23 protein-coding genes are annotated in these 25647 nt (G+C 28.3%); 22 read left to right on the plus strand and 1 reads right to left on the minus strand.

The genetic code is table 11. From position 1 onward, the window contains the following. Positions 1 to 7: 7 nt before the first annotated feature. Genes B5D14_RS04805 through B5D14_RS04865 form a run of 13 tightly spaced genes read left to right on the plus strand, consistent with a single transcriptional unit; the run spans position 8 to position 15843 of the window. Positions 8 to 1174: a nucleotide sugar dehydrogenase gene (locus tag B5D14_RS04805; RefSeq protein ID WP_078711461.1), complete on the plus strand. Its 1167-nt coding sequence runs from the start codon at positions 8 to 10 to the stop codon at positions 1172 to 1174. A 12-nt stretch (positions 1175 to 1186) separates the two neighbouring features. Continuing rightward, positions 1187 to 1879 (plus strand): polysaccharide deacetylase family protein, encoded by a 693-nt coding sequence (locus B5D14_RS04810; protein ID WP_078711462.1) that lies wholly within the window; start codon positions 1187 to 1189, stop codon positions 1877 to 1879. Beyond that, positions 1876 to 2814, plus strand: a complete 939-nt coding sequence (locus B5D14_RS04815; protein WP_078711463.1) for a glycosyltransferase family 2 protein — start codon at positions 1876 to 1878, stop codon at positions 2812 to 2814. Before B5D14_RS04810 ends, B5D14_RS04815 begins: the two co-directional genes overlap by 4 nt. Positions 2815 to 2860: 46 nt before the next feature. Continuing rightward, on the plus strand, positions 2861 to 3994 hold the full coding sequence (locus tag B5D14_RS04820; RefSeq protein WP_078711464.1) for a glycosyltransferase: 1134 nt from the start codon (positions 2861 to 2863) through the stop codon (positions 3992 to 3994). An 18-nt stretch (positions 3995 to 4012) separates the two neighbouring features. Next, positions 4013 to 5026 carry a polysaccharide biosynthesis protein gene (locus B5D14_RS04825; RefSeq protein ID WP_078711465.1) on the plus strand — a complete coding sequence of 338 codons (1014 nt, stop codon included), beginning with the start codon at positions 4013 to 4015 and terminating at the stop codon, positions 5024 to 5026. A 60-nt stretch (positions 5027 to 5086) separates the two neighbouring features. Continuing rightward, positions 5087 to 6187: a polysaccharide biosynthesis C-terminal domain-containing protein gene (locus tag B5D14_RS04830; protein ID WP_078711466.1), complete on the plus strand. Its 1101-nt coding sequence runs from the start codon at positions 5087 to 5089 to the stop codon at positions 6185 to 6187. Between the two features lie 11 nt (positions 6188 to 6198). Further along, the gene (gene wecB, locus B5D14_RS04835) at positions 6199 to 7326 is read left to right on the plus strand and encodes a non-hydrolyzing UDP-N-acetylglucosamine 2-epimerase (protein ID WP_078711467.1); all 1128 of its coding nucleotides are present in this window, start codon (positions 6199 to 6201) and stop codon (positions 7324 to 7326) included. 40 nt (positions 7327 to 7366) lie between these two features. Next, positions 7367 to 8035 carry a glycosyltransferase family 2 protein gene (locus B5D14_RS04840; protein ID WP_200804759.1) on the plus strand — a complete coding sequence of 223 codons (669 nt, stop codon included), beginning with the start codon at positions 7367 to 7369 and terminating at the stop codon, positions 8033 to 8035. A gap of 6 nt (positions 8036 to 8041) precedes the next feature. Further along, a complete protein-coding gene (locus B5D14_RS04845) occupies positions 8042 to 8395 on the plus strand; it encodes a DUF2304 domain-containing protein (RefSeq protein ID WP_078711468.1) in 354 nt (117 codons plus the stop codon). Beyond that, the gene (locus B5D14_RS04850) at positions 8388 to 9653 is read left to right on the plus strand and encodes a glycosyltransferase (RefSeq protein ID WP_078711469.1); all 1266 of its coding nucleotides are present in this window, start codon (positions 8388 to 8390) and stop codon (positions 9651 to 9653) included. Before B5D14_RS04845 ends, B5D14_RS04850 begins: the two co-directional genes overlap by 8 nt. Before the next feature lie 47 nt (positions 9654 to 9700). Further along, positions 9701 to 11428, plus strand: coding sequence for a glycosyltransferase family protein (locus B5D14_RS04855; RefSeq protein ID WP_078711470.1), 1728 nt, complete (start codon positions 9701 to 9703; stop codon positions 11426 to 11428). Next, a complete protein-coding gene (locus B5D14_RS04860; protein ID WP_078711471.1) occupies positions 11425 to 13506 on the plus strand; it encodes a DUF6077 domain-containing protein in 2082 nt (693 codons plus the stop codon). The genes B5D14_RS04855 and B5D14_RS04860 overlap by 4 nt, the downstream gene beginning before the upstream one ends. A gap of 57 nt (positions 13507 to 13563) precedes the next feature. After that, positions 13564 to 15843 (plus strand): YfhO family protein, encoded by a 2280-nt coding sequence (locus B5D14_RS04865; RefSeq protein WP_078711472.1) that lies wholly within the window; start codon positions 13564 to 13566, stop codon positions 15841 to 15843. 80 nt (positions 15844 to 15923) lie between these two features. Here the strand turns inward: B5D14_RS04865 and B5D14_RS04870 are convergent, their stop codons facing one another. Further along, positions 15924 to 18200 (minus strand): YfhO family protein, encoded by a 2277-nt coding sequence (locus B5D14_RS04870; protein WP_078711473.1) that lies wholly within the window; start codon positions 18198 to 18200, stop codon positions 15924 to 15926. A gap of 92 nt (positions 18201 to 18292) precedes the next feature. On the opposite strand from B5D14_RS04870, the gene B5D14_RS04875 reads away from it, so the two are divergent. The 9 genes from B5D14_RS04875 to B5D14_RS04915 all read left to right on the plus strand — a co-directional run bounded on the left by B5D14_RS04875 (position 18293) and on the right by B5D14_RS04915 (position 25592). Beyond that, positions 18293 to 18709, plus strand: coding sequence for a GtrA family protein (locus B5D14_RS04875; protein WP_078711474.1), 417 nt, complete (start codon positions 18293 to 18295; stop codon positions 18707 to 18709). 132 nt (positions 18710 to 18841) lie between these two features. Next, positions 18842 to 19972: a dTDP-4-amino-4,6-dideoxygalactose transaminase gene (gene rffA, locus B5D14_RS04880; RefSeq protein ID WP_078711475.1), complete on the plus strand. Its 1131-nt coding sequence runs from the start codon at positions 18842 to 18844 to the stop codon at positions 19970 to 19972. Next, positions 19965 to 20477: a UDP-4-amino-4,6-dideoxy-N-acetyl-beta-L-altrosamine N-acetyltransferase gene (pseH, locus tag B5D14_RS04885; protein WP_078711476.1), complete on the plus strand. Its 513-nt coding sequence runs from the start codon at positions 19965 to 19967 to the stop codon at positions 20475 to 20477. The genes rffA and pseH overlap by 8 nt, the downstream gene beginning before the upstream one ends. A gap of 1 nt (position 20478) precedes the next feature. Next, positions 20479 to 21420 carry a glycosyltransferase family 2 protein gene (locus B5D14_RS04890; protein ID WP_078711477.1) on the plus strand — a complete coding sequence of 314 codons (942 nt, stop codon included), beginning with the start codon at positions 20479 to 20481 and terminating at the stop codon, positions 21418 to 21420. Position 21421: 1 nt separating this feature from the next. After that, a complete protein-coding gene (locus B5D14_RS04895; protein ID WP_159443730.1) occupies positions 21422 to 21745 on the plus strand; it encodes an EamA family transporter in 324 nt (107 codons plus the stop codon). Beyond that, the gene (locus B5D14_RS04900) at positions 21738 to 22073 is read left to right on the plus strand and encodes an EamA family transporter (RefSeq protein ID WP_078711479.1); all 336 of its coding nucleotides are present in this window, start codon (positions 21738 to 21740) and stop codon (positions 22071 to 22073) included. The genes B5D14_RS04895 and B5D14_RS04900 overlap by 8 nt, the downstream gene beginning before the upstream one ends. Before the next feature lie 294 nt (positions 22074 to 22367). Further along, positions 22368 to 23657, plus strand: coding sequence for a hypothetical protein (locus B5D14_RS04905; protein WP_078711480.1), 1290 nt, complete (start codon positions 22368 to 22370; stop codon positions 23655 to 23657). 6 nt (positions 23658 to 23663) lie between these two features. Next, positions 23664 to 24218: an HAD-IB family phosphatase gene (locus B5D14_RS04910; protein ID WP_078711481.1), complete on the plus strand. Its 555-nt coding sequence runs from the start codon at positions 23664 to 23666 to the stop codon at positions 24216 to 24218. Between the two features lie 6 nt (positions 24219 to 24224). Next, complete coding sequence (locus tag B5D14_RS04915; RefSeq protein ID WP_078711482.1) at positions 24225 to 25592, plus strand: MBOAT family O-acyltransferase; 1368 nt, start codon at positions 24225 to 24227, stop codon at positions 25590 to 25592. Positions 25593 to 25647: the final 55 nt, after the last annotated feature.

Raw genomic sequence — 25647 nt, forward strand, 5'->3', positions numbered from 1 at the left:
AATGAGAATGAAAATTGGTGTAATAGGATTAGGGTATGTTGGACTATCAAATGCTTTACTTCTTTCAAAAAAAGCAGATGTTTATGCGTTTGATATTACTGAGACAAAAAGGAAATTATTAAAAGAAAAAAAATCACCAATTGCTGATAAAGAAATTGAGATCTATTTAACCCATGATGACATTAGTTTTCAAGTTGTTGATACTTTGAATGACGCGGTAAAAGAAATGGATTATATTATAATAGCTACTCCAACTAATTATGATGAAGAAATAAACAATTTTGATACATCGAGTGTAGATAAAACTATTGATTTTATTACAGACACTAATCCTAATTGTTTAATTATAATTAAATCAACTATACCAATTGGATATGTAAAAAATAAGATTTTTGAGACGGGTAATTCAAATATTGTTTTTTCACCTGAATTTCTTAGAGAAGGGAAAGCGTTATATGATAATTTATATCCATCAAGAATAATATTTGGAAATGATAGCAAAGAAATTAAAGAATTTGTGAGTGTTTTGATAAATTGCATTGAAAAAAAAGATGTAGAAGTACTGTATACTAATACAATTGAAGCGGAAGCAATTAAACTTTTTTCAAATACTTATTTAGCTCTTAGAATATCATTTTTTAACGAATTGGATACTTTTGCTGAGATGAAAAAGTTGAATTCCCAAGATATTATTAAGGGAATATGCTTAGATCCTAGAATTGGTGATTACTATAATAATCCATCTTTTGGTTATGGAGGATATTGTTTACCTAAAGATACTAAACAATTGAAAGCAAATTATGAAGAAATACCTAATTCTTTAATTACGGCTGTTGTTGAAGCGAATGTTATTCGAAAAAACTTTATAAGTGAGCAGATAATTAAGATGAAACCAAGAACTGTTGGTATTTATAGAGCAACAATGAAAGCAAATAGCGATAATTTTAGAGAATCCTCAATACAAAAAATAATTGAAAATTTAACTAATTATGGTGTAACAGTGATTATTTATGAACCCTTAATTCAAGAAAATTATTTTCTAGGAGCTAGAATTATAAATAATTTTAATGAATTTGCAGCAAATAGCGATATTATTGTTGCTAATAGAATGACAAATCAAATTTCAAAATATAAAGAGAAAGTTTACACTCGAGATATAACAGGGTGTGACTAGATAAGGTGAATTATGATAAGAAGAATATTATTTATTATTTATCAAAGAATATACACTTTATTTAGAAGTATTCGCAACGATCAATTTTCTCATGTTCTGATGTTTCACAATATTTCTAATGAAAATAATGACATTACGATTTCTAAAGAAAATTTTTACAAACTTATTACAAAATTAAATGAAGAAAAAAGAATTTGTAAAATTGAAGATTTAAAATATCAATCTATATCTAAAAGTGTTGTGATTACTTTTGATGATGTCTTTCAAAGTGTATATGTAAATGCATATCCTTTATTGAAAAGACTTCAAGTGCCTTATTTGTTGTTTTTGAATATTAAAATGTTAGATAAAGATAATTATCTTACAACAGAACAAATAAAAGAAATGTTGAGTGATTCTAATTGTATACTAGGAAGCCATTCAATAAATCATATTTTTATGAGAAATATATCTGAAGAGAAATTACAATTGGAATTATTGAACTCAAAAAAATTTCTTGAAAAAAAATTTGATGTGATTTGTACATCATTTGCATTCCCATATGGTTCATTATACGCATGTTCAAAGAAGAATATAATTCAAGCTAGTAAAATTTATGATTATGTTTTTACAACGATAAATATGAGTTTCGACGGAGACTTCCATAATATTCCAAGAATAAACGTAAATAATAATTGTAAGTTTCTTAAGGAGATGATTAAATGATTTCGGTAATAGTTCCAGTTTATAACGTTGAGAAGTATATAGAAAAATCTTTAGAAAGTATTATTAATCAAAGTTTTAAGAATTTTGAATTAATTCTTATTGACGATGGTAGTACTGATAATTCAATAAGAATTGCCAAAGATTATTTGGAGAAAAGTGAAGTGTTTTGGAAAGTCATCTCGCAAGTCAATAATGGGCAAGGTAGTGCTAGAAATAGAGGGATTCAGGAATCATCGGGTGAATATATTGTTTTTGTAGATTCTGATGATTTACTATCTCCTTGTTTTTTGGAGCACCTATTTTATGTTATTAAAGATGAAAAAACAAATGTAGCTTTCTGCGATTTTATGTACATAAAAGATCAAACAATTCCAAATGAACTATTTGAAAATGGAAAAATAATAATTTCATCAAACAAAGAAATTTTAAAAGAATTTTTGTTAAGAAAGTTTGAAATCATTATTCCAGCTTTTATAATTAAAAAGGACTTCCTAATACAAAATAAAATATTTTTCGAAAATAAAGTAAGATATTCTGAAGATCAAATTTTTATGTGGTTATGTTTTTTATATGAAGAAAATGTTGTTCATTTGAAAGAAAAACTATATTATTATTACCGACATGAAGATTCTGTTATGACATCTTCAAGATTAAGTAAAATTATGGGCGGGTACAATGGGATCAAAGAAATGGTTAAGAAATATGACTTTCCAAGTGACATCAAAGAATATATCTTACCAAGATGGGTTTTAGGTGCTTTATATAGTTGTTCGAAGTATATGCCATATCATCAATTTAGAGAATTATATATAGGAATGAATGGCAAAAAATTAGTTAGAGAAATGAAAAAATATCCTGATAATAAAGCTAGAATAGCCTCAATTATTTCGGTAAGTTCATGTTTATTTTATATTGTAAGTAAAAAGCTAAAATAAAATGTTATAATTCATTTGATTATTTTGATTCTTAAGGAGAATGTTCATGAAAGTAGTAAACATATGTTTAGCGGGTTCTTATAATGATGGATGGGGTTACCAAGATAATTTACTAACAAAATATCAAAAATTAAATGGGAATGATGTTACAATAATTACTTCAAGATTTGTAAATGAGAAAAATAGTGAGGAGTATTTAACTGTTCCAAGTGGTATATATATTAATGAATTAGGAATAAAAATTAAAAGATTGAATTTTGTAAAATTTCCTTGGATAACTAAAATTTTTAGAAAATATAGAGGATTATATAGTAGTTTAAGCGAAGAAAATCCTGATTTAATTTTCATTCATTGTTGTCAATTTGTAGATATTATCAATGTATGCAAGTATGTCAAAAATCACCCTAATGTAAGAGTAAAAGTGGATAACCATGCTGATTATACAAACAGTGCGAAATCAGTTCCAGCAAAAATTCTTCATTATACTTTATGGAGATATTGTGCTAGAAAAATCGATAGATATGCCGAAAAGTTTTATGGAGTAATGCCTTCGCGATGTGACTTTTTGATGAAATATTATGGGATCGATAAATCAAAAATAGATTTGCTTGTAATGGGCGCTGATGATGAGCTAATCGAAAATACATCTAAAAATTTAAATGAATTAAGTAAAAAAGTAAATCCAGCAAATAATTTTTTGATTATAACAGGTGGAAAGATAGATATGCATAAAAAAGAAACTATTGATTTGATGAAAGCGATTAATCAAATGAAAGATGTGAAACTTCTTATATTTGGATCAATTGTAGAAGAGTTAATAAGCGAATTTAATGCGAATTTAAGTGAAAAAGTTACTTATTTAGGATGGATTAATCAGCAAGAAACATATGATTATTTAGCTGTATCAGATTTAGCGGTATTTCCAGGAAGACACTCAGTATTGTGGGAACAAGCGGTTGGAATTGGATTACCCTCGATATTTAAAAAATGGAAGGGAACTACACATGTTGATTTAGGTGGCAATTGTATAATAATGGATAATTGCTCAGAAGAAAATCTAAAAAAAGAGATAGAAAATTTAAGAGATAACAATGAAAAATATCAAGCTATGAAAAAGAATGCAATAGAAAAAAAGAAATACTTTTCATATAAAGAAATAGCTAGAATGAGCGTAGAGTAACATAAGGAGAATAAGACAATGCTAAAAGATAACATTTTACTAATAACAGGTGGTACTGGATCATTTGGTAATGCAGTAGCAAAGCGGTTCTTAGTGTCGGACATAAAAGAAATTAGAATCCTATCGCGTGATGAGAAAAAACAAGACGATATGAGACATGAATATCAATCTCTATACCCAGAGTATTCAGATAAGTTAAAATTCTATATTGGTGATGTTCGTGATTATAATTCGATAGAGTATGCATTTAAAGGTGTGGATTATGTCTTTCATGCGGCAGCTTTGAAACAAGTTCCTTCATGTGAATTCTATCCAATGGAAGCGGTAAAAACGAATGTCATTGGAAGCGATAATGTAATAAAAGCTTGTGTAGAGCATGGCGTTAAGAAAGCTATTTTTCTAAGTACTGATAAAGCTGCATATCCAATTAATGCAATGGGTATGACAAAAGCCTTGATGGAGAAGAATGTAGTAGCACGTAGTAGACAACTTGGAGAAGATGATACTGTTCTTTGCTTAACACGCTATGGTAATGTAATGGCGTCGAGAGGTAGTGTAATTCCTTTGTTTTGTGAACAAATTGAGCAAGGGAAACCTATTACTATTACAAATCCACATATGACACGTTTTATGATGACACTAGAAGATGCAGTTGATTTGGTATTGTTTGCGTTTGAAAATGGTAAACAAGGTGATTTATTTGTTCAAAAAGCACCTGCATCTACAATTGAAGTGTTGGCGGAAGCTATAAGGGAACTAAAAGAAGTTAAAAGTGAAACAGTTTGTATTGGAACAAGACATGGTGAAAAACTGTATGAAGTACTTGTTACAAAAGAAGATATGATAAAGGCTGAAGATTTAGGTAATTATTTTAGAATTCCTGCGGATAATAGAGACTTGAACTATGATAAGTTTATAGCAGAAGGTGATCATCGCTTTGAAAATATAGATGAATATAATTCACACAATACAGAACGACTTACAGTTGGAGCGATGAAAGAACTGTTATTAAAATTAGATTTATTCAAATAAAAGGGACCTAATCCCTTTTTTATGTGGATTTTAAATGGTATGATATTAAAGGTGAAAATGATGAAAATACTAATTACTGGATCAAAAGGCTTTATAGGAAAAAATTTAGTGTATAAATGTCTTCAAGAAGGATATGAGGTTATTGAATTTGATAGAGATAATTCTATTAATGATTTAGCGTCAAAAATTCATGAAGCTGATTTCATCATGCATTTGGCGGGTATTAATCGTCCGAAAGAAACTAATGAATTTTATGAAGGGAATTATGATTTAACACAAAAAATCATTGATTTTGTTAAACCAGAAAACAGAAATATTCCGATTCTTTTAAGTTCGTCAATCCATGCCGCTGTAGATAATGACTATGGTAAAAGTAAGAAAATGGCTGAAGATACATTGTTCAATTTTTCCAGAGAGACAGAGAATCCAGTTTTTGTTTATCGGTTGGCCAATACTTTTGGGAAATGGTGTAAACCTAATTACAATTCTGTAATCGCAACATTTTGTTATAACATTGCTCATGGAAAAGATATACAAATCAATGACCGAGACACTGAATTACCACTAGTCTATATTGATGATATTGTTGATTCTTTCATTAGCTGTATTGGTAAAGAAGCGAATGGTTCAATTAAAAATGTAGAACCAATTTATAAAATTAAACTAGGTGAAGTTGCAGATTTATTATATAAATTTAAAAATAGTAGAGATGATTTATTTGTTCCAAATCTTAGCAATGGATTCGAAAAGAAGTTGTATAGTACTTATTTGAGTTATCTTCCAGAAGATGAATTTAGTTATCCTTTGAAAATGAATGTTGATAATAGAGGATCATTCACAGAGTTTGTTAAAACAGTGGATAGAGGGCAAGTATCTATTAATATTTCGAAACCAGGTATTGTTAAGGGAAATCACTGGCATCACACAAAAAATGAGAAATTTCTTGTTGTAAGTGGGAAGGGAATAATTCGATTTCGAGATGTAAACAGCAGCGAAATAATTGAATATCTTGTAAGTGGTGAAAAATTAGAAGTCATTGATATTCCTGTAGGATATACACATAATATTGAGAATATTGGGGATACCGATATGGTTACTGTAATGTGGTGTAACGAGATATTTGATAAAGATAACCCAGATACATATTATTTAGAAGTGTAAGGAGTAGAATAATGAAAAAACTAAAATTGATGACAATCATTGGTACTCGACCAGAGATTATAAGATTAAGTGAATGTATAAAAGCATGTGATACATATTTTGATCATATTTTGGTGCATACAGGACAAAACTGGGATTATACATTAAATCAAGTATTCTTTGATGAACTAGGACTAAGAAAACCGGATTTTTATTTGGATTGCGTTGGTGAAAGTTTAGGACAAACTATGGGGAACATCATCGCAAAGAGCTATGATTTGATGATTGAACAAAAACCCGATGCAATACTCATTCTTGGTGATACAAACAGTGCTCTTGCAGCTATTTCGGCTAAGCGATTAAAAACTCCAATTTTTCATATGGAAGCAGGGAATAGATGTTGGGATTGGAATGTGCCTGAAATGGTTAATCGTACCATTGTTGATCATATTAGTGATGTTAATCTTCCATACACTGAACATAGTCGCAGATATTTATTGAGTGAAGGAATTGACGGAAAAACAATTTTTGTGACTGGCTCTCCAATGAGTGAAGTTCTAAATGCCCATATGAATTCAATCATGAATTCAACAGTTTTAGAAAAATTGAATCTAAAATCAAAAGAATACATACTTGTTAGTGCACATCGTGAAGAAAATATAGATAATGAAGAGAACTTTATTTCTTTGATGAATGCGATTAATAGTATTGCAGAGCATTATGAATTACCAGTTATTTATAGTACACATCCAAGAAGTAAAAAGTTTATTGAAAAGCGAAACTTTATTTTTCATCCATTAGTAAGAAGTTTAGAACCATTTGGTTTCTTTGATTATAATCATTTACAAATGAATAGTTTTTGTGTTTTGAGTGACAGTGGAACATTGTCTGAGGAAAGTGCTATTCTAGGTTTCAATGGAGTTTTAATTAGAACAAGTACAGAAAGACCGGAGGTATTAGACAAAGGAACTGTGGTAGTCGGTGGAATAACAGAGAAGACCATAGAACAATCAATTGAACTAGCGACATCTATGAGTAATAACAATGAATTGACTGTACTTGCAGATGATTATCAAGATAAAAACGTATCAGTTAAGGTAGTAAAAATAATTCAAAGTTATACAGATATTGTTAATAGAACGACTTGGTTGAAAAAATAAATATGATAAAATAATGTATAGTATAGAAAGGGGAGTAATCATGAAAACTCTAATTATAGTTCCGGCATACAACGAAGAGAAAAATATACCCAAATTAGTTGAAAGTCTAAATAATTATCCATATGATTTTTTGATTGTGAATGATTGCTCTACAGATAATACAAAAGCATTGTTAGTTGAAATGAAACTCAATCATCTAAATTTGCCTAACAATATGGGTTTAGCTGGTGTAACGCAAATGGGATTTAAATATGCTTATGATTATGGTTATAATGCTGCAATTGTTTTAGATGGTGATGGGCAACATAAACCCGAGTACATTGAACCTGTTCTAGCAAAAATTGAAGAAGGATATGATTATGTTGTTGGATCACGATTCAAAGAAAAGAAACAACCATGGAATTTAAGAATGGTTGGTAGTAGATTAATCCAATCATTAATTAGAATTAAAACAGGAACAAAAGTGACAGATCCAACAAGTGGGATGCGAGCAGTAGGAAACGAATTGATTTCAGAGTTTGCTAGAAGTATGAATTTTGTAGCTGAACCGGATGCTCTAACATATGCCTTGCATGCAGGATTTAAAGTAACAGAAGTACAAGTGGAGATGGATGATAGAAATGATGGTAGTAGTTTTTTTAGTAATCCATTTAATTCTATGAGATTTATGATAAATGTATGTATGAGTATTCTGTTCATACAATGGTGAGGTTCTATGTCAATTAAACTACAACTAGCTTTATTATTAGCTTCTTTGCTAACAACGGTGTTTGTTACTTTTTGTGTTGTACGATTTAAAATGAATGTTAAGTATGGTATTGTTTGGATTCTTTGGGCTTTAATTATTTTGTTCTTAAGTATATTTCCATTTATATTAATTGGATTTTCCGATTTATTAGGAGTACAAACTGCATCAAATACAGTTTTCTTAATAACTATATTTCTAGCTTATGCACTCAGTTTTTACTTATTTATGAAAATATCGAAGCAAAATGACGAAATAAAGAATCTAACCTATGAGGTTGCAAAATTATCAAAAGAAATTAAAGAGAAAAATAGAAATGAATAAGAAGAAAGTTTTAGTTATTCCTGGTGGGTTTGTTCCTTATAACGATACAGTTACACTTTTAAGTTACAAGCATTTAAGAAACATTGATGCTGATTTTGATGTTGTTGCTCTACAAGGTAAAGAGGACAAAGGGCTAAAATCATGTGTAGAAAATGATAAGAATTTTAGTAAGTTTAAAATTGAATATGTATGTGATTATAATGATGCGATTGCTACACTTGAAAGAAAGAATGTTCTTTCAGGAGTAATAAATATAATGAAGTATTGCAGATTTGCTAAGAAAAAAGCGAAACTAAACAACTATGATTTTGTCTATACTTCAAGTATTCCAGCTTTCACTCATTTAGCGGGATACTGGATTAAAAAAATGAAGGGTGACAAAATCAAATGGGTTGCTTCTTTTTCTGATCCTTTATATAAATCGCCATATAAATATGATGAAGATACATTGAGGGAATACTCATTGATTACTAAAATAGGTTTTTATATTTACATTTGGATTTATATGAATGCTTGGTATGAGAAAATTGCTATGAAATACGCAGATAAAATTGTTTATATATGTGAAGAACAAAGAAACTTTATGATTGAGCATTATGAGAATAAAGATGAATTACTGAAAAAGTCAATGATTATACCTTTAAACTATATCAAGGATTGGGAAATTTATTCGAATTTAATGAATTGCAAAAAGAATTCAAGCGAAAAACCTAGAAAAATTTATCATTTTGGACGAATTTATGGATTACGGAAAATCGATAATCTTTTATTGGCTCTGAAAGAACTAAAAGATGAAGATCCTAATTTATGCTATAAAATCAAATTTAAGCAATATGGTGAATTTAATCAAAGATATAAGAACATGATAAATGAACTAAATATTTCTGATGTATTTGAAAATTTTGATAAGGTTTCATATGATGAAGTTATGAATCTTATGGTTGAGTGCGATGTTCTTGCATTATTTGATACGATTATGAAAGATGATGATGAGCAACCTTATTTGCCTTCAAAAACATTAGAATATATTTTATTAAAGAAAGAGGTCTTTATTTTAACAACTAAAAAAAGTCCAGCGTATCGTATTTTTAAGTCATTGGGCTTTATTCCAACGTTAAACAATATTCAAGCAATTAAAGAAAGCTTGAAAGAACTTATCAATAATAAACAGAGAGTTTATAATTATGATATTGAGCAATATGAAAATAGTAAAGCCACAGTAAAATTAAAGGAATATATCGAATCAAATTCAAAATAAGCATTATAAATTTAAATTATATTAATTAGAAATTAGGAGGGAATTATATGAAATATTTAACTAATAAGAAAATAGTGATATTTTATTGCTTTTTAATTTCATTAATTTTTGTATATCCATTATTTAGCAAAAACTTGGTTATTGGGCATGATACATTATTTCATTTGGGAAGAATAGAGGCATTGAAAGATGCATATGTCAATTTTGATTTCTTTCCTAGACTTTATTATCACCAAAATTTTATGTTTGGATATGCAACTCCTCTTTTTTATTCAGATATATTTTTAATTTTACCTGCATTGTTACGATTGATGGGATTATCATTAGTTTTTACATACAAATTATATTTATTTATTTGTTCGTTTATCAGTGTTTTATGTATGTTTTGGGCTTCGAAAAAGATTGTGAAAAATACTTATGGACCTTATTTGTCATCTCTTCTATATTTATTTTGTACATATAGAATCACAGATGTTTATGTAAGAGGTGCATTAGGAGAAGTAATGGCAATGATATTCATCCCATTAGTCATCTATGGGATGTATAATAGCATCTATGAAGAAAAACCAAAGTGTATGTATCTTGTAATAGGATTTAGTGGGCTTCTTCTTGTGCATAATATATCATTTATATTATTCTGTATTGTTTACGGTATTGTATTAATAATTAATTTTAAAACACTGATTAAGGATAAATATCGTATAGCGAAAATATGTAAAGCGATGTTATTGTCACTAGGGTTATTGGCGTTTTTCTTGTTACCGATGTTTGAGCAATTACGTGGGGGTAACTATGCAGTAAATGAGTTTGTTAAGGATTCAAATATTAGTAATTATACTCTTTATTTTGAACAACTGTTTACTATAAGACTCAATTTTGGATTAGCAGGACACGAATTTGGAAGAGAGTATTGGATGACCACTAATACAGGACCTGTGATTTGGATTTTATCAGTCTTTTACCTATTTGTAAGAAAAGATAAAACTAAAGAATCAAGATTTATTTCTATATTAGGATTTGTAGGAATAGGAAGCATGATTTTTTGCTTAAATATTATGCCATGGTCTTTCTTTAATAATTTCTTTAGTTTCATACAATTTCCATGGAGATTGATGATTGTTGCTTGTTCTTTACTCTCAATTGTTGCAGCGAAGAGTATAGATTACTTCCCACAAAAAAAATCAAAATTAATAATTATTATCATTTTCTTAATTACAACACTAATTGGAATATATCAATTATCTTTTGTATGCGAACAAGATACAAAGATATTTAATAATACTGAATATGATTTGATATCAGATGATAGTTATAGTGGAAAACATGGTATAGTAACATATTATAATCAAGCCGAATTAGCTGCTGCAGATTATTTGCCAATAAAAGATAATGTCAATTATAGGGAATACGGCGATTATGTTAAAACTAACAACCCAGTTCAAATTGAAAATTTTAGTAGGCAATATAACAAAATTGAATTCTCAATTGAATCAAGTGATGCTAGTACATTTTATATATTGCCACTCATTTATTATAAAGGTTATTCAGTTGATGTATTAGATGATCACAATAAATTAATTAAATCGATATCAACTTATCCAGATGATGAATCTTATTTGGTTTCATTTAATCCAGGTGAGTATAATCAACGGATAACTTTAAGAATTCAATATGAAGGAACTAGAATACAATTTATTTCTTATGGTATAACAGGTGTTACTCTTGTTTATCTAATTATTAGTGCAATTCTTAATAGGAAGGGTAAAAGAAAATGACTTTAATATCAAGTTGTGTAGCAATTATAATTCTTTCAATTTCTTACTTATTTGGTACTTTGATAGTAAATAAATTCTTTAGCAATAATTATCAAGTTCCGCGTACAGCGATTGGGTTCTTTTTATTGCTTGGAATTTTTCAATTTTTTTCATTTCTGATTATTTATTTAAAACTGGATTCTGTTATACTAATGGTTTCATTAATTGGCATTTTTCTTATGTCGATTATATTAGTAATTAAAAATCATCGACTTGAATACTTTTCTAAAAAGGAAATGCAATATCTTCTTTTTTGTATAATCTTCACTTTGATTCTATTCGCTATGATGTCTTTGCAAACGCAAGGAGAAAAAGCTTTTGATTCAGTTCACTATACATCAATGGTTATTGAAAATAGTGCATCAAGTAAAATCGGTGGATTTTCCGCATTTTCGGGTATTATCGGAAATGATATCAATGTTCAATATGACTACCAAAGTTTTTATCATTTCTTTTCTATGATTATAAAATTAGTTAGAAATATATTTAGTTTCGAGAATATATCATTGACACCAATTTATTTAAATTTGTCTGCAATAATGTATTTTTTCATTTTGTCGGAGTTATTATTCAAATCACTTACTTATTTAAAAAATAAAAATATTAGTAAATTAGGTTTGCTATCTATTTTCTTTTGGACACTTCTGTTTTTTATGAATTACTTTAATATTTCACTCAATTTCTTTGGCAATACATGGAAAACTTTAGTAATAGCTACAATTATGTTGAGTATTTATCAGTTTATAAATTCAAAGGATTATAAGAAAATTTACATATTAACATTTCTTTTTTCTGCTTTGATAGCATGTAGTTCTTCTGGTTTCTTCATAGCAGCCTTCATTGCTATTAGTTTTTTCTTTTACTTAATCTTCAAAAATTATAAAGATTATAGAACTTATTTTTCATTTGCAGTAAGTTGTTTACCTATAGCTATATTTACTTTTCTTTATATTGAAAGTATATCGATGCTAGTTGCAACTATAATCTTTACTGTCTATATCATATTAATATTATTTGCATTATTATCAAAAAAATTAAATGATAAGCAATGGGATATTTTATTAAAATTATTGAGAATTTCATTCTGTGGTATAGTGTTATTTTTTGTTATTATTAGTTATTTTGTCTCGAATACGATGTTTCCAGGAGTTGATGCACATTTTAGTGGATATGATTTCTTCTTTAGAATCAATAGTGTAGGAGATATGACTCTAAATTATTTTCAGTCAATAAACTTTAGTGAGATGATTAGAAATATCATTTTTTGGGTGATGATATTGGTATTCATTGCAAAGATAGAGTATGAAAGAGAATACAAGCTGCTTCTTTTATTGATTGTTCTTTTATTCTTAAATCCATTTGTAACACCATTTGTTGCAAAATATATGACATATATGGTTTATAGTCGCTCATTTGAAATTATAGTAAATCCATTTATTCTAACGATAATAGCTGGAAGTATTTTCAGTGTAGTTGTTGGTAAGAAAATAAATTATTTCTTTTCAATCATATTAACTCTGGTTTCAATTTATTTAATTTATCAAATAACTACGAATTACTATTCTACATATTTAATTCCAACAAGTGATTATAATAGCGAATATAGAATTACAAATAACGAATATGAACTATATAATGAAATTATTCAGGAAGTAAATGAATCGTCATTTGAAAGACCTAAAATCTTGAGTCAAAACATCGGATTAAAAGGTTATATACCTAGAATTGAAGTATTGCTTGATGCAAATCAGTATCGTTCTGCTCCGGCATATAGTGATTTGAATGTTGATGCACCGAGTGAATGGATGAATATATTTTACCCTAGAGATTTTTATGGCCAAAAAGTATGGAATGAAGAGCCTGATTTTAAAAATACATGTAACGCAGTTTATGAGTCTAAAGCAGATTATTTAGTTATCGACAAAGCTATTACTTATCAAGAAGATGAGTTGTATTTACCTTTTACATTCAAAGTACGAGAGTGCTCAACAAAGATTTTTGAAAATAATGATTGGGCATTTTACAAAGTAAATAAATGAGTGATTCATTTTGAGTTTGATAATAATAAGGAGCTAAAGAATGGAGGATAGTTAGCAATGATGGATTTTTTTAAAAAAAATAAGAAGATTATCATATTGATCTCAACTGTATTGATAATCATCGCAATATGCATTTTGCCTTACATATTAACTGATACTGCTTTTATTCTAAGCTGGGATATGAGGACACAATACAGTTTATTCTATGAAAATTTAAAGACGGCTTTCGAGACTTCAATTCAGGAGGGAACTCTTCCATTCTTTTCATGGACCACTTTCTTAGGAAACAATTTTTGGGCAAGTAAATTGTTTTACTATCACGATATTTTTGATTACTTCTTTACAGTGTTTAAAAATTTAACGTATAGCCAGATCGTTATGATACAAACAGTAATTAAAGTAATGGGAGCATCTCTTTTTTTCTACTACTATTGTCATATTAGAAATTATAGTAAAAATGCAGCCATTTATGGATCGATATGTTTTGGTTTCTCTGCTTGGGCATTAGATTCATTTTGCAATCCATTCTTTTTGTCATTTTATGTATTTACTCCACTTTACTTTGCTTGTATTGAAAATTATTTTGTAAAAAAGAAAATTTCCGTCTACATATTAGTTACAGCTTTTTTAGCGATAACAAACTATTATTCATTTTATACTTTAAGTGTATTTACAGTATTCTATTTTGTATTTAGATATTATCAAATTAATTTAAAGTTTAGTGGACTTATAAAATGTTCTCTCCCACTAATCGGTGCATATTTTATTGGTGTATTCTTATCTGGTTTTGCCTTAATTCCAGAATTATTAGACATCATTGGAAATAGTAGATTGGGAGAGTCATCATCTTTTCTTGTCTATGACTCAATAAAACCATATTTTGCAATTTTGTTAGGCATTTTTACCCCAACATCATTATTTTTAAATCATAGCTTAGAATTTCAATCAGTTTTTGAAACAATTAGTTCTAATAATACAGTTCTTGGCGTTCTTTGTTGGGCAGGATCAATTCATGGATTTCTAATAGTGCAAAGTTTCTTTTCTAAGAAAAGAGAGAACAAATTCATCTTGTTGCTATTTTTGTTGCTGTTGATTATCCCACTTGGATCATCACTGATGCATGGATTTAGCGAGCCTTCATTTAGATGGACACAATTTATGGTTTTCTTTACTATTGTTCTTACACTACCTTATATTGATAGAATTGAAATTATAAATGATAAAGTCTTAAAGTGGACGTATATTATTGGAGCGATATTAATGATTATGCTACCTATTGTAATTCATAATGTCACAGCACCCATGGAAATGGGCTTTCCTATTGAGTACACAAGGATTGTACTTGTAGTTATTAGCATGACCATTGCTTTCCTTATTTTGAGAAAAAATCTAGAATTCAAATATATCTATTTATTTACAGTACTTGAAATTACGGTTGTTGCATTTTATTCTACATTTGGTAATCCTTATACAAAACAGTTCTCAAATAAAACTGTTTATGGAGTTGAGCATGTTCTAAAAGATAAAAATGAATTAAATGAGTACTTATATACCCTAGATGAAGAAAATCGCAACCAATTCTATCGGATTTATGTACCTGCTTCTGCAATTTACTGGGACTATTCTACAAACTTGAATTTGAACTACAATTTCAAGGGACTGATGTCCTATGATTCAACATATAGTTCTGCTATATTGCAAATGAATGAGATAAGCTCAATTAGTACATATCTAGCATGGGCTTTTGACATACAAGATTCGAATTTAATTGATTATTTTAGTACAAAATATGCAGTTGTGAGTAATCCGGATCAACTTCCTCATCAAAATTTTGTTGAAGTTGGGATTTATAATGATTTTTCAGTTTATGAGAATATTAATTATCAGAATTTTATTCGCGTTTATGATAAAGCAATTTCATTATCTGAGTATAAGAAGATAAATGATTCAAGTGTGATTTTGGATACACTAATAGTAGATGATAATATGATAAATGAATTATCTGGATACTTAGGTGATAGTAATTTTGAAGGCTTTGACTGGGTTTCTTTAGAACAGAATACTTTTGTAGGAGATATTGAATTAAAGGAAAAGGGATTTGCCACAATTTCAATACCATTTGATAAGGGATGGAAAATAATCGTAAATGGTGTCGAAGTTTCGACTTACAATGTACAAGGAGGTACACTTGGATTTCCACTAGAGAAAGGATATAATCATGTTGAAGGATACTTTGTACCTAGTGGATTTAAATTAGGGGTAGTTGTATCATTAACTGGATTGATTTTATTTATAGGCGTAGTAATTTTGCAATATAAAAAGAACTTTTCAAAATAGAAAAGTTCTTTTAGATTACGTACAGTGTTTGAGTACTACCTAAATGATCAAAAAGTCACATAATAGCGTATATTTATTATTTATTTCTTCTTAACTTTTAGGTAAATAATTGCTGCAAATGACAAAATACCAATGAATGAAATAATAGCACCTTCCTTAAATCCTTGTGGGGTGAAATACATTTCGATTTGATTATCTCCTTCAAATATCGGAATACCAATGAAACCACCATTAACTTTGTACGTCTTAACATTTTCGCCATTAATTTTTACTTTCCACCCAGAATCATAAGGTAAAGTTATAACCATAAAACTAGAGGCATCACTGTAAACGTATCCAGTAAGTTGATTATCATAGTATTGAATGTTTTCGAGAATGGAAGTTTCTTGGCTGGATATTAATGCATTGATATCTTCAAAATCATTATCATTTACATATAATGTGTTGGATAGTGACTTACTGTCAGAGTAATTATCTATTAATTCTATTTTTGAATAAGTTGTACCTAAATCGCGGTAATTATCATTTCGATATATAAGAAAACTATATCGGAAGTTATTAGATAATAATCTCCAGTTACCACCAACAGGTAACTCGCTTTCGTTTGTGACTATCGCATATTTAACATTAAGGAAATTTAATAAATTAATATCTTTGATATTAAATATCCACTCTGATTCAAAATCGCGAATGCTTGGTTCTAAAGCCTTTAAATCATTTATTGAGGGAGCATAAGTTGAATCATATCCCATGGTTCCATTTAATTGATAAAGCATTGACATATTATGACTATAAGACCAATATAATGATTCATGTGGTATATAAACTCTAAAATATTGACTTGGATTTACGGGTTCAATAGAATTCAACACTTCATTGAGTTGATTGTCATAATCTTGTAATACATGTGATACTTTGTTAATAAATTCATAATTTTCGATTTTAGATATTTCATTTAATTTTCTTGCATATAAAATTGTTCCACCAATTAATAATTCAATTGATGTAAAAATCAGTAATATGTTCAGTAAGTGTTTAGGTTTTTTTGAAATAATAAGAACATAGATTAATAATGTTATTGCGTAAATTGTAAATAAAACAATTTGATATGTTAAATTTTGTAAAGATTGATTAGTAATAAGGGCACTTACTGGAATAATAGAAATCAATATGATAAAGGAAATAGTAGATGAAAGTTTAAATATTTTTAAATTAATTTCACTTATTTTATCCAAGATGATAGAAGAAGTTATTATATTAAATAATATTAAGAAAAATGTCCATCGAAAACTGGGATCGCCAAATCCATGAATAGCTGATCCGATTCTTGGGAATAACAAAATTAGTAAAAAACAAATCCAAACACCAAGTGTAGCAGTTCTAAATTTAGTTTTTATCGTGAGTATTAGAGGTAAAAGAAGAGCTGTGATTAAACCACTATACATGCAAATCTCACGAGAATAGTGAAAATTTGTTTCGAATACATTTGTATTGTAAATATATAGATAATTTGGGACGAAAATTGATACAAGTTCATGTAAGTACACTTGAATATCCTTGAATACTAGCCCTTCTTTGAATGCTCCCAAACGATCATTACCTAAAATGTAATAAATAGTAGGTAAGGTAAGTATCATTGTTATAGAAACCCCGATTAGATAATAGCCAATAGTTATTAATGTGTCCTTCAAGAATTTGTTAAAACTCTCATTGATTATATAATAACGATAAATATAATAAATAACTGTGAAAAATGAAATAGTAAAAAAGAAATAGAAATTTGTAAATAAGCATAACGAAGTAAAAGTGATATAAAGAATAGGTTTTTTCTTTTGAAGAATATTTTCTAAACCTGCAAAATATAGAGGCACAAATGCATAAAAAGAAAGAAATACAAGTTGACCACTAAAGAAAATAGCCCAACCACTAAATGTATAACAAATTGCTCCAATCATTTTTACTTTTGCCTTTAAATTATACTGCGATAATAAATAATACATTCCAAAAGCAGCAACATAAAATTTGAGAATTTCCAGAATCAAAGCAGTTTGGAAAAAATCTATTTTGAATAAAAGTCCAATATAGCTAAATATGTCACCCATTAAATAGTAACTTTTTGAAGCAAAGAAATTTGTTCCTAAAAATGTTGACCATGAGTAGAAAGGCAGTGATTTATTTTCAAGGAAATTTGTCATTAAATTACGAAATTCTTCATAAAATAAGTACCATTGAGGGCGAATATCGGTTCCATATTCCAAAGGTAAATTATTGAAAATATATTGTCCAAAATAGCATCCCATAATTATTGTGCAAATCAAGAAAAGTAGTATAAGATATTTTTTTTCATGTTTAATCATAGAATCACCCCTAATATTTGATATTATATCATGACTTTTACTTTGATAATAGAAGTGAGTTTGGTATAATATTGAAGTTAAAGGTGATAGATATGTGGAATAAAATTAAGAATAAATTTTTCAATAAACAGTTTTTAACTTTTGGATTAATTGGTGGATTTAATACAATTGGATCACAAATATTATATATTGTATTTGTTAATATGAGTATTGCACCATCAATATCTAGTTTCTTTGGAGATGCAATAACTATGGTTATTTCATACTTTATGAATATGAAATATACTTATCATGAAAAGTGCACTTGGAAAAATGCTATAACTTTTCCTATAAGTTATTTACCTGGAATTATTATTAATATGCTTATTGTTGCGCTTGTAGTTTGGTTGGGGATTCCTAAAATCTATGCTAAGTTATTCTCATTGCCAATTACTATACCAGTAAATTATATTTGCATGTCAATAATCGTAAAATTAACTGGAACAAAAGAAAACAGCAAAATTGATTAAATTTGCTGTTTTTATTTTGATACTCAAATATTTCAACGCATTTATTAACTATACTTTAGATAGTAATTGGAATTAATGGGTTTAACTTTACCTGAAAATCTTGTAAAATAGTACTGTTAAAGAGGTATGACTATGATAAATTTTAATGTCCCACCATTTACTGGCAAAGAATCAGAATATATGATGCAAGCAGTTAAAAATGAAAAAATATGTGGAGATGGCACTTTTACAAAGAAATGTAGTCGTTGGATGGAAGAAAAGTTTACATCAAATAAGGTATTGTTGACTACATCATGTACAAGTGCAATTGAATTAAGTGCATTATTGCTTGATATTAAAGAAGGTGATGAAGTAATTTGTCCATCGTTTACTTTTGTTTCAACAGTAAACCCTTTTGTGCTGAGAGGTGCAAAAATAAAATTTGTAGATATTCGCCCAGACACCATGAATATAGATGAAAATAAAATAGAAGCTGCTATTACTTCAAATACAAAAGCAATCGTTGTAGTACACTATGCAGGTGTTTCATGTGAAATGAGCAAGGTTATGGAGATTGCTTGGAAGTATAAATTAGCTGTTGTTGAAGATGCAGCACAGGGTGTAATGTCCAAATATAATGACAAGTATTTAGGTACAATAGGCGACTTTGGCTGTTATAGTTTTCATGAAACAAAGAATTATTCGATGGGTGAAGGTGGTGCATTTTTAGTTCAAAATCAGAAACTAGCTGAAAGAGCTGAAATTATTCGTGAGAAAGGAACTAATAGAGCGCAATTTTTTCGTGGACAAGTGGATAAGTATACTTGGCAAGATATGGGATCTTCGTACCTTCCAAGTGATATGCTTGCTGCATACCTTTGGGCTCAACTTGAATTAGCGGAGGAGATAAACCAAAACCGATTGAAAACTTGGAATAAGTATTATAGTAATTTCAAATTCCTTGCAGAAAGAGGAAAGATTGATTTACCAAGTATACCTACTAACTGTACTCATAATGCTCATATGTTTTATATAAAATGTAAAGATTTATCTGAAAGAACAGAGTTAATACAATATTTGAAAAAGAATGAAATTTTAGCTGTATTCCACTATATACCTTTGCATTCTTCACCAGCGGGTCTAAAATATGGAGAATTTGTTGGAGAAGATACATTTACAACCAAAGAAAGTGAAAGATTGGTAAGATTGCCTTTATATTATCAAATTGATGATAATGATTTAGATAAAGTTATAAGGTGTGTCAAGGAATTCTATAATGACTAGAGAAATGATGGTAAGAATAAGACCTTTGAAACTTGAGGACACCAAAAATATAGTCTGTTGGAGAAACAAGAAGTTTGTGTTAGAGAATTTTATTGATAGAAGAAGTATTACTGATGAAGATCATATACAATATTTTGTTTCCAAGATAGAGAAAGGTTTTGTAAAGCAGTTTATAATTAATGCCAATGAGGTTGATATTGGGACAGTTTTTTTAAGAGATATAGATGGTGCTAATAGAAAAGCAGAATTTGGAATTTTTATAGGAGAAGAGGCTTATTTAGGAAAAGGTATTGGGAAACTAGTGATAAAACAAATTTTAGAGTATGCATTTAATGAACTTGATTTAAATAAAGTTTTTCTAAGAGTTTTATCTGAGAATAAACGAGCAATAGCAAGTTACGAAAAATCAGGTTTTAAATTCGAAGGATGTTTTAGACAGGATGTTTTTGTAGAGGGTAAATTTTTAGATATTGTATTTATGTCAGTACTTAAGGAGGAATGGTAATATGAAATATTCATTTGTTATTCCTTGCTATAATTCAGAAGCTACAATAAAGGTAGTTGTTTCTGAAATATTTGAAACAATGCAGTCTCATAATGAACTTGATTTTGAAATCATTTTAGTTAATGATTATTCAAAAGATGGAACAGAGAATGTAATTTTTAATTTGTCAAATGAAAATACTAATGTGACAGCTATAACTATGTCGAAAAACTTTGGCCAACATTCTGCTTTGCTAGCAGGATACTCTTTCACTAGTGGCGACATAGTTATTTCTTTGGATGATGATGGACAAACGCCTGCAAATCAAGTATATGATTTAATCAATAAGTTGGAGGAAGGATATGATGTAATATTTGCAAAATATCCAGATAAACAACATAACTTCATGAGAAATTTAGGAAGCAAACTTAATGATGTAATGGCGAACAAATTAATGAATAAACCTAAAAACTTATATCTCTCAAGTTATTTTGTAGCAAGGAAATATATAATTAATGAAATGTTAAAATACAATAGTCCTTATCCATATATAAGTGGTTTAGTTCTTAGAACAACAGCGTCAATATCAAATGTTAATGTAAAACACAGAAACAGAGAAATTGGAAAGTCTGGTTATACATTCACTTCCTTAATAAAGCTTTGGCTAAATGGATTTACTGCATTTTCTATAAAACCATTGAGAATTTCTGTATATATTGGGATAATAGCAGCGTTCTTTGGTTTATTACTTTTGATTTATTCTCTAGTTAATTGGTTAAATAATCCAATGGTTCCCCAAGGGTGGACAAGTATGATTGCAACTACTGCAATCTTAGGTGGAATTATTCTTGCTGTTTTAGGAATGATAGGTGAGTATATAGGACGTATCTACATGAGTTTAAATGAAACTCCTCAATATGTAATCAAAAAAACTAGTAGGGATAATAATCATGAAGAAAAGTAGAATGATAGTAATATTATTTGCTATCTACTTAATTTATTCCTTATCTGTACTTATGAGTAAATTTGCTTCTTTACAAGAAAATGAACTTTATTTTTTATTATTCTATGGAATTTCGTTACTTTTTCTATTTATTTATGCGATTGGATGGCAAATTATTATTAAAAATATACCATTAAGTGTAGCTTATCCATTGAAAGTTATTGTTATTATTTTTGGAATGATTTTTGGATATTTTATATTTAAAGAACAAATCACTTTTAAAATGATTATAGGAACAGCACTGATATTTATAGGTGTGTTTTATGTAGGTAAAGCATATGAATAATTATCTATTATTGGCTTCCTGTATGGTTTTGATAAGTTCATTTACACAAATTCTATTGAAAAAATCAGCTAATGAACAAAGTGGTGGTATTCGTTATTTTCTTAATTCTAAAGTAATCATTGGATATATTTTATTTTTCATTGTGACATTTATTAATTCTAGAATTATTTATAAAAATATAAATCTATCAACAATCAATATTATTGAATCGTTTGGCTATATTTTTGTTCCTTTGCTTTCTTGGATTTTACTAAAGGAAAAGTTGAATAGAAAAATGCTGATAGGTATTGGATTAATAATACTGGGTATCTTTGTTTTTGTTTGGTAACATCAATTTTGTAGTATTAATCAATATTTTTATAAAATTGAACTATTGGGAACAATCAGTTCTTTTTTTATTAAATTGATTGATTTAGTATACCGTTTATTAAGTGGATTTAATCGTTAATATAATTTGCTTGTAAATCATATAATTTGGTATACTTTGTAAGGAAGAAGGCAATGTATGAAGAATATTGTAAAAATATGCGTAAAAGTGATTACTCTATTATTAATAACATTTCTTTTACTATACTCTTTTTCTGAATTTTTTAGACCTAATAAGTTAGCGAGACCCTCTGATATGACTTCTAAGGTAGATGGGTTTTATGGCTTAGAAGAAAATACAATGGATGTCTTACTTTTTGGTACTAGTCATATATTTTATGGAATAAATCCCTCCATATTATGGAGAAATAATAATATAAACAGTTATGTATTTGGTGGAGAATGTCAGCCACTAGAAATTACATTAGCGTATATGAAGGAATCATTTAAAACACAAAGTCCGCAACTAATTATTTTGGATGTGTTTGGAGTCTCAAATTCAATAGAATCTTGTAGAACTGATGGTTCAACTAAAGTAAATACGGAAGACTTAAAATTAAATCAAAATAAAATTGATGCAGCCAGTACTTATGATATGGATATGCTATTCAATATTTTTGATGTCGCAAAATACCATAACCGATTATTTGAAATGGACAAAAAGGATTTTGAAAATGGGTACAGTCATTTTAATAATACGAATTTCGGCTTTACATTGGCTTACCCATATGGACAATATGAATCTTATTATGAATATAGTCATGATGATGCATTTGTAATGCCTGAAAAGTCCAAGATAGATTTACTAGATGAAATAAATAACCTTTGTAAGGAAAATGATAGTCAGTTATTATTAATTAAGACACCATACTATGCTTCAGATGAGGATGCTCTGATTTATAATTACATTGAAAATTATGCTAAAGAGAATGAAATTGAATTTATTAACTTCAATAAACTATTGTCAACGATTGATTATGAATTTGATTTTGATGGAAGTACTTGGCATGCGAATGTTCTAGGATCAATGAAATTAACATCATATCTATCAAACTATATTAATCATAATTATAATCTGGATCAATCAAGCGATTTCTATTCAAATGATTACAACAATTTATATATTAAAACAGAAGTTGCAGCTTTAAATAAAATTACAGATTTGAAAGATTGGATTGAAATCGCAAAAAGTTTGGATGGAACTATTATTGTGAATTACCAGGGTTCAGATAAATTGTGGTTACCTGATGAGCAAATACAATTGTTGATTGATTTGGGATTGGATATCCAACAAGTTGATAAAAATCAAATTATACTCTTAGACTACAATAAACAAACAAGAGAGAAATCAAGTGAAGATATACAGTTCATAATAAATAATCATGAAATTGAAGTGAATACAAGAGGTGAATTGATTGTCGATGAGAAATTAATGAATTCTCCTGAAACAAATTTGACATTATCAATCATCGATAATTCTTCAGGCTATATTATCGATACAATATCTGTTTCAACTGTTGGTGATACATACATATTTAGAAAGTAGGTTACTATGAACGTTTATGATTTTGATGAAACTATCTACGAAGGAGATAGTACAAGAGATTTTGTCTTTTATTTAGTAAAAAAATATCCAAAATGTCTATTTAAACTACCTAAAATTGGAATTAAGGGAATAAGTTATGTTTTAAAAAATATTTCAAAAACAGAATTCAAAGAAAATGTGTATTCAATGTTTAGTTATATTTCAAACATTGATACTGAAGTAGAAACATTCGTAGATACACACATGCACTGTATTAAGTGGTGGTATATCGAACAACAAAAGGATGATGATGTCATTATATCTGCATCACCTGAATTCTTATTAAAGCCATTTATGGATAAATTAGGGATTAAAAACTTAATTGCTTCAAAAGTGAATCAAGTTACAGGCACTTATGATGGTTTAAACTGTTATGGTGAAGAGAAGGTAGTTCGATTTGATGCGCAGTTTGATAGAAAATGCATTGATAATTTTTATTCAGACTCTTATTCAGATGATCCAATGGCTAAATTAGCGAAGCAAGCATTTCTTGTAAAAGGAAATCAATTAGAAAAGTGGTAATGAATTATGGGGGTATTGTCATTTAATTTCATCGGATTTGTATCCTTTGTATTTATACTGACATGGCTAACAAAAGGGGAGATTCGAAAAATCATACTTCTTGTAAGCAATGTATTTTTTGTGATGTCTTTTGGTAATTTGTTTCATTTAAGTTATTTAATATTTATTATCATCTATACGTATTATTTTTCAAAGTATTTATTAAAAGTTAAATCAAAGAAAGGGTTAATTCTAGCAATTGTCATTCCAATTCTTGTACTTATTTATTTCAAATATTTTAATTTCATTAAAATTGATAATTTAGTCATGCCTATTGGGATATCATTCTATACATTTAAAGTAATAAGTCATTTAGTGGATACTTACAAAAGAAATGATGATATCGATTTTAATTTATTTGACTATTCATTATATGTTAGTTTTTTCCCTTGTTTATCTGCAGGACCAATTCATAGATCATATGATTTCTTTAATCAGTTAAGCGCTTCAAAATCATTTGACTATAAGACTTTAAAAAATGGTGCTACTTTATGTGCGTTTGGAATGTTTCAAAAAATTGTGATTGCAGATTACTTAAATATTGTTGTAAAGAATATTTTGGATAATCCCGAATATACAGGAGTTTATGTTTTATTTGGACTTTTCCTATATTCCTTTCAACTGTATGTGGATTTTGATGCCTATAGTAATATCGCAATAGGTGTTAGTAATATGCTGGGATTTAATATTAAAAGAAATTTCTATACACCTTACTTATCGGTAACATTGCAAGAATTCTGGCATAGATGGCATATCTCACTATCAACTTGGATTAGAGATTATATTTACATCCCATTAGGGGGTAATAGAAAAGGGTTGATACGGAAATATACGAATATATTTATCGCATTTGGGTTAAGTGGTCTATGGCATGGATCTTCATTTGTTTTCCTATTGTGGGGATTTGGGCATGGATTGGTATTAATTATTGAGGAAACACTGAAACCTTTGTTTAAAGATTTCCCAATGAATAAATTCACAAAGATTCTAGGAATTGCAACTAATTTCATCATTGTAAGTTTCTTGTGGATTTTATTTAGAAATAATTCAATTCAAGAGGTTATGGACATAATTAGTAGACTCATTCAACCAGATTTATTTACATTAGAGTATTTAGGAATGAGTTTAATCCAATTCTCTTGGGTTATCATATTAGTTATGATAACAGTTATCACAGATGTATTCAGATACAAGACCAATATGATAACTTGGTTTAACAATAAAGGCTTAATATTTAGATGGTGTACCTACGTATGTTTAATCGCAATAGTTATTGTTTTTGGGGTTTATGGTACGGGTTATAATCCAAATGACTTTATTTATATTACATTTTAAAGGATAGAATATAAAAGTGGCTTTCTATAAAAAGCCATTTTTGGTATACTAGACA

It is taken from the genome of Anaerorhabdus furcosa (genome assembly GCF_900167375.1).
Lineage (GTDB): Bacteria > Bacillota_I > Bacilli_A > Erysipelotrichales > Erysipelotrichaceae > Anaerorhabdus > Anaerorhabdus furcosa.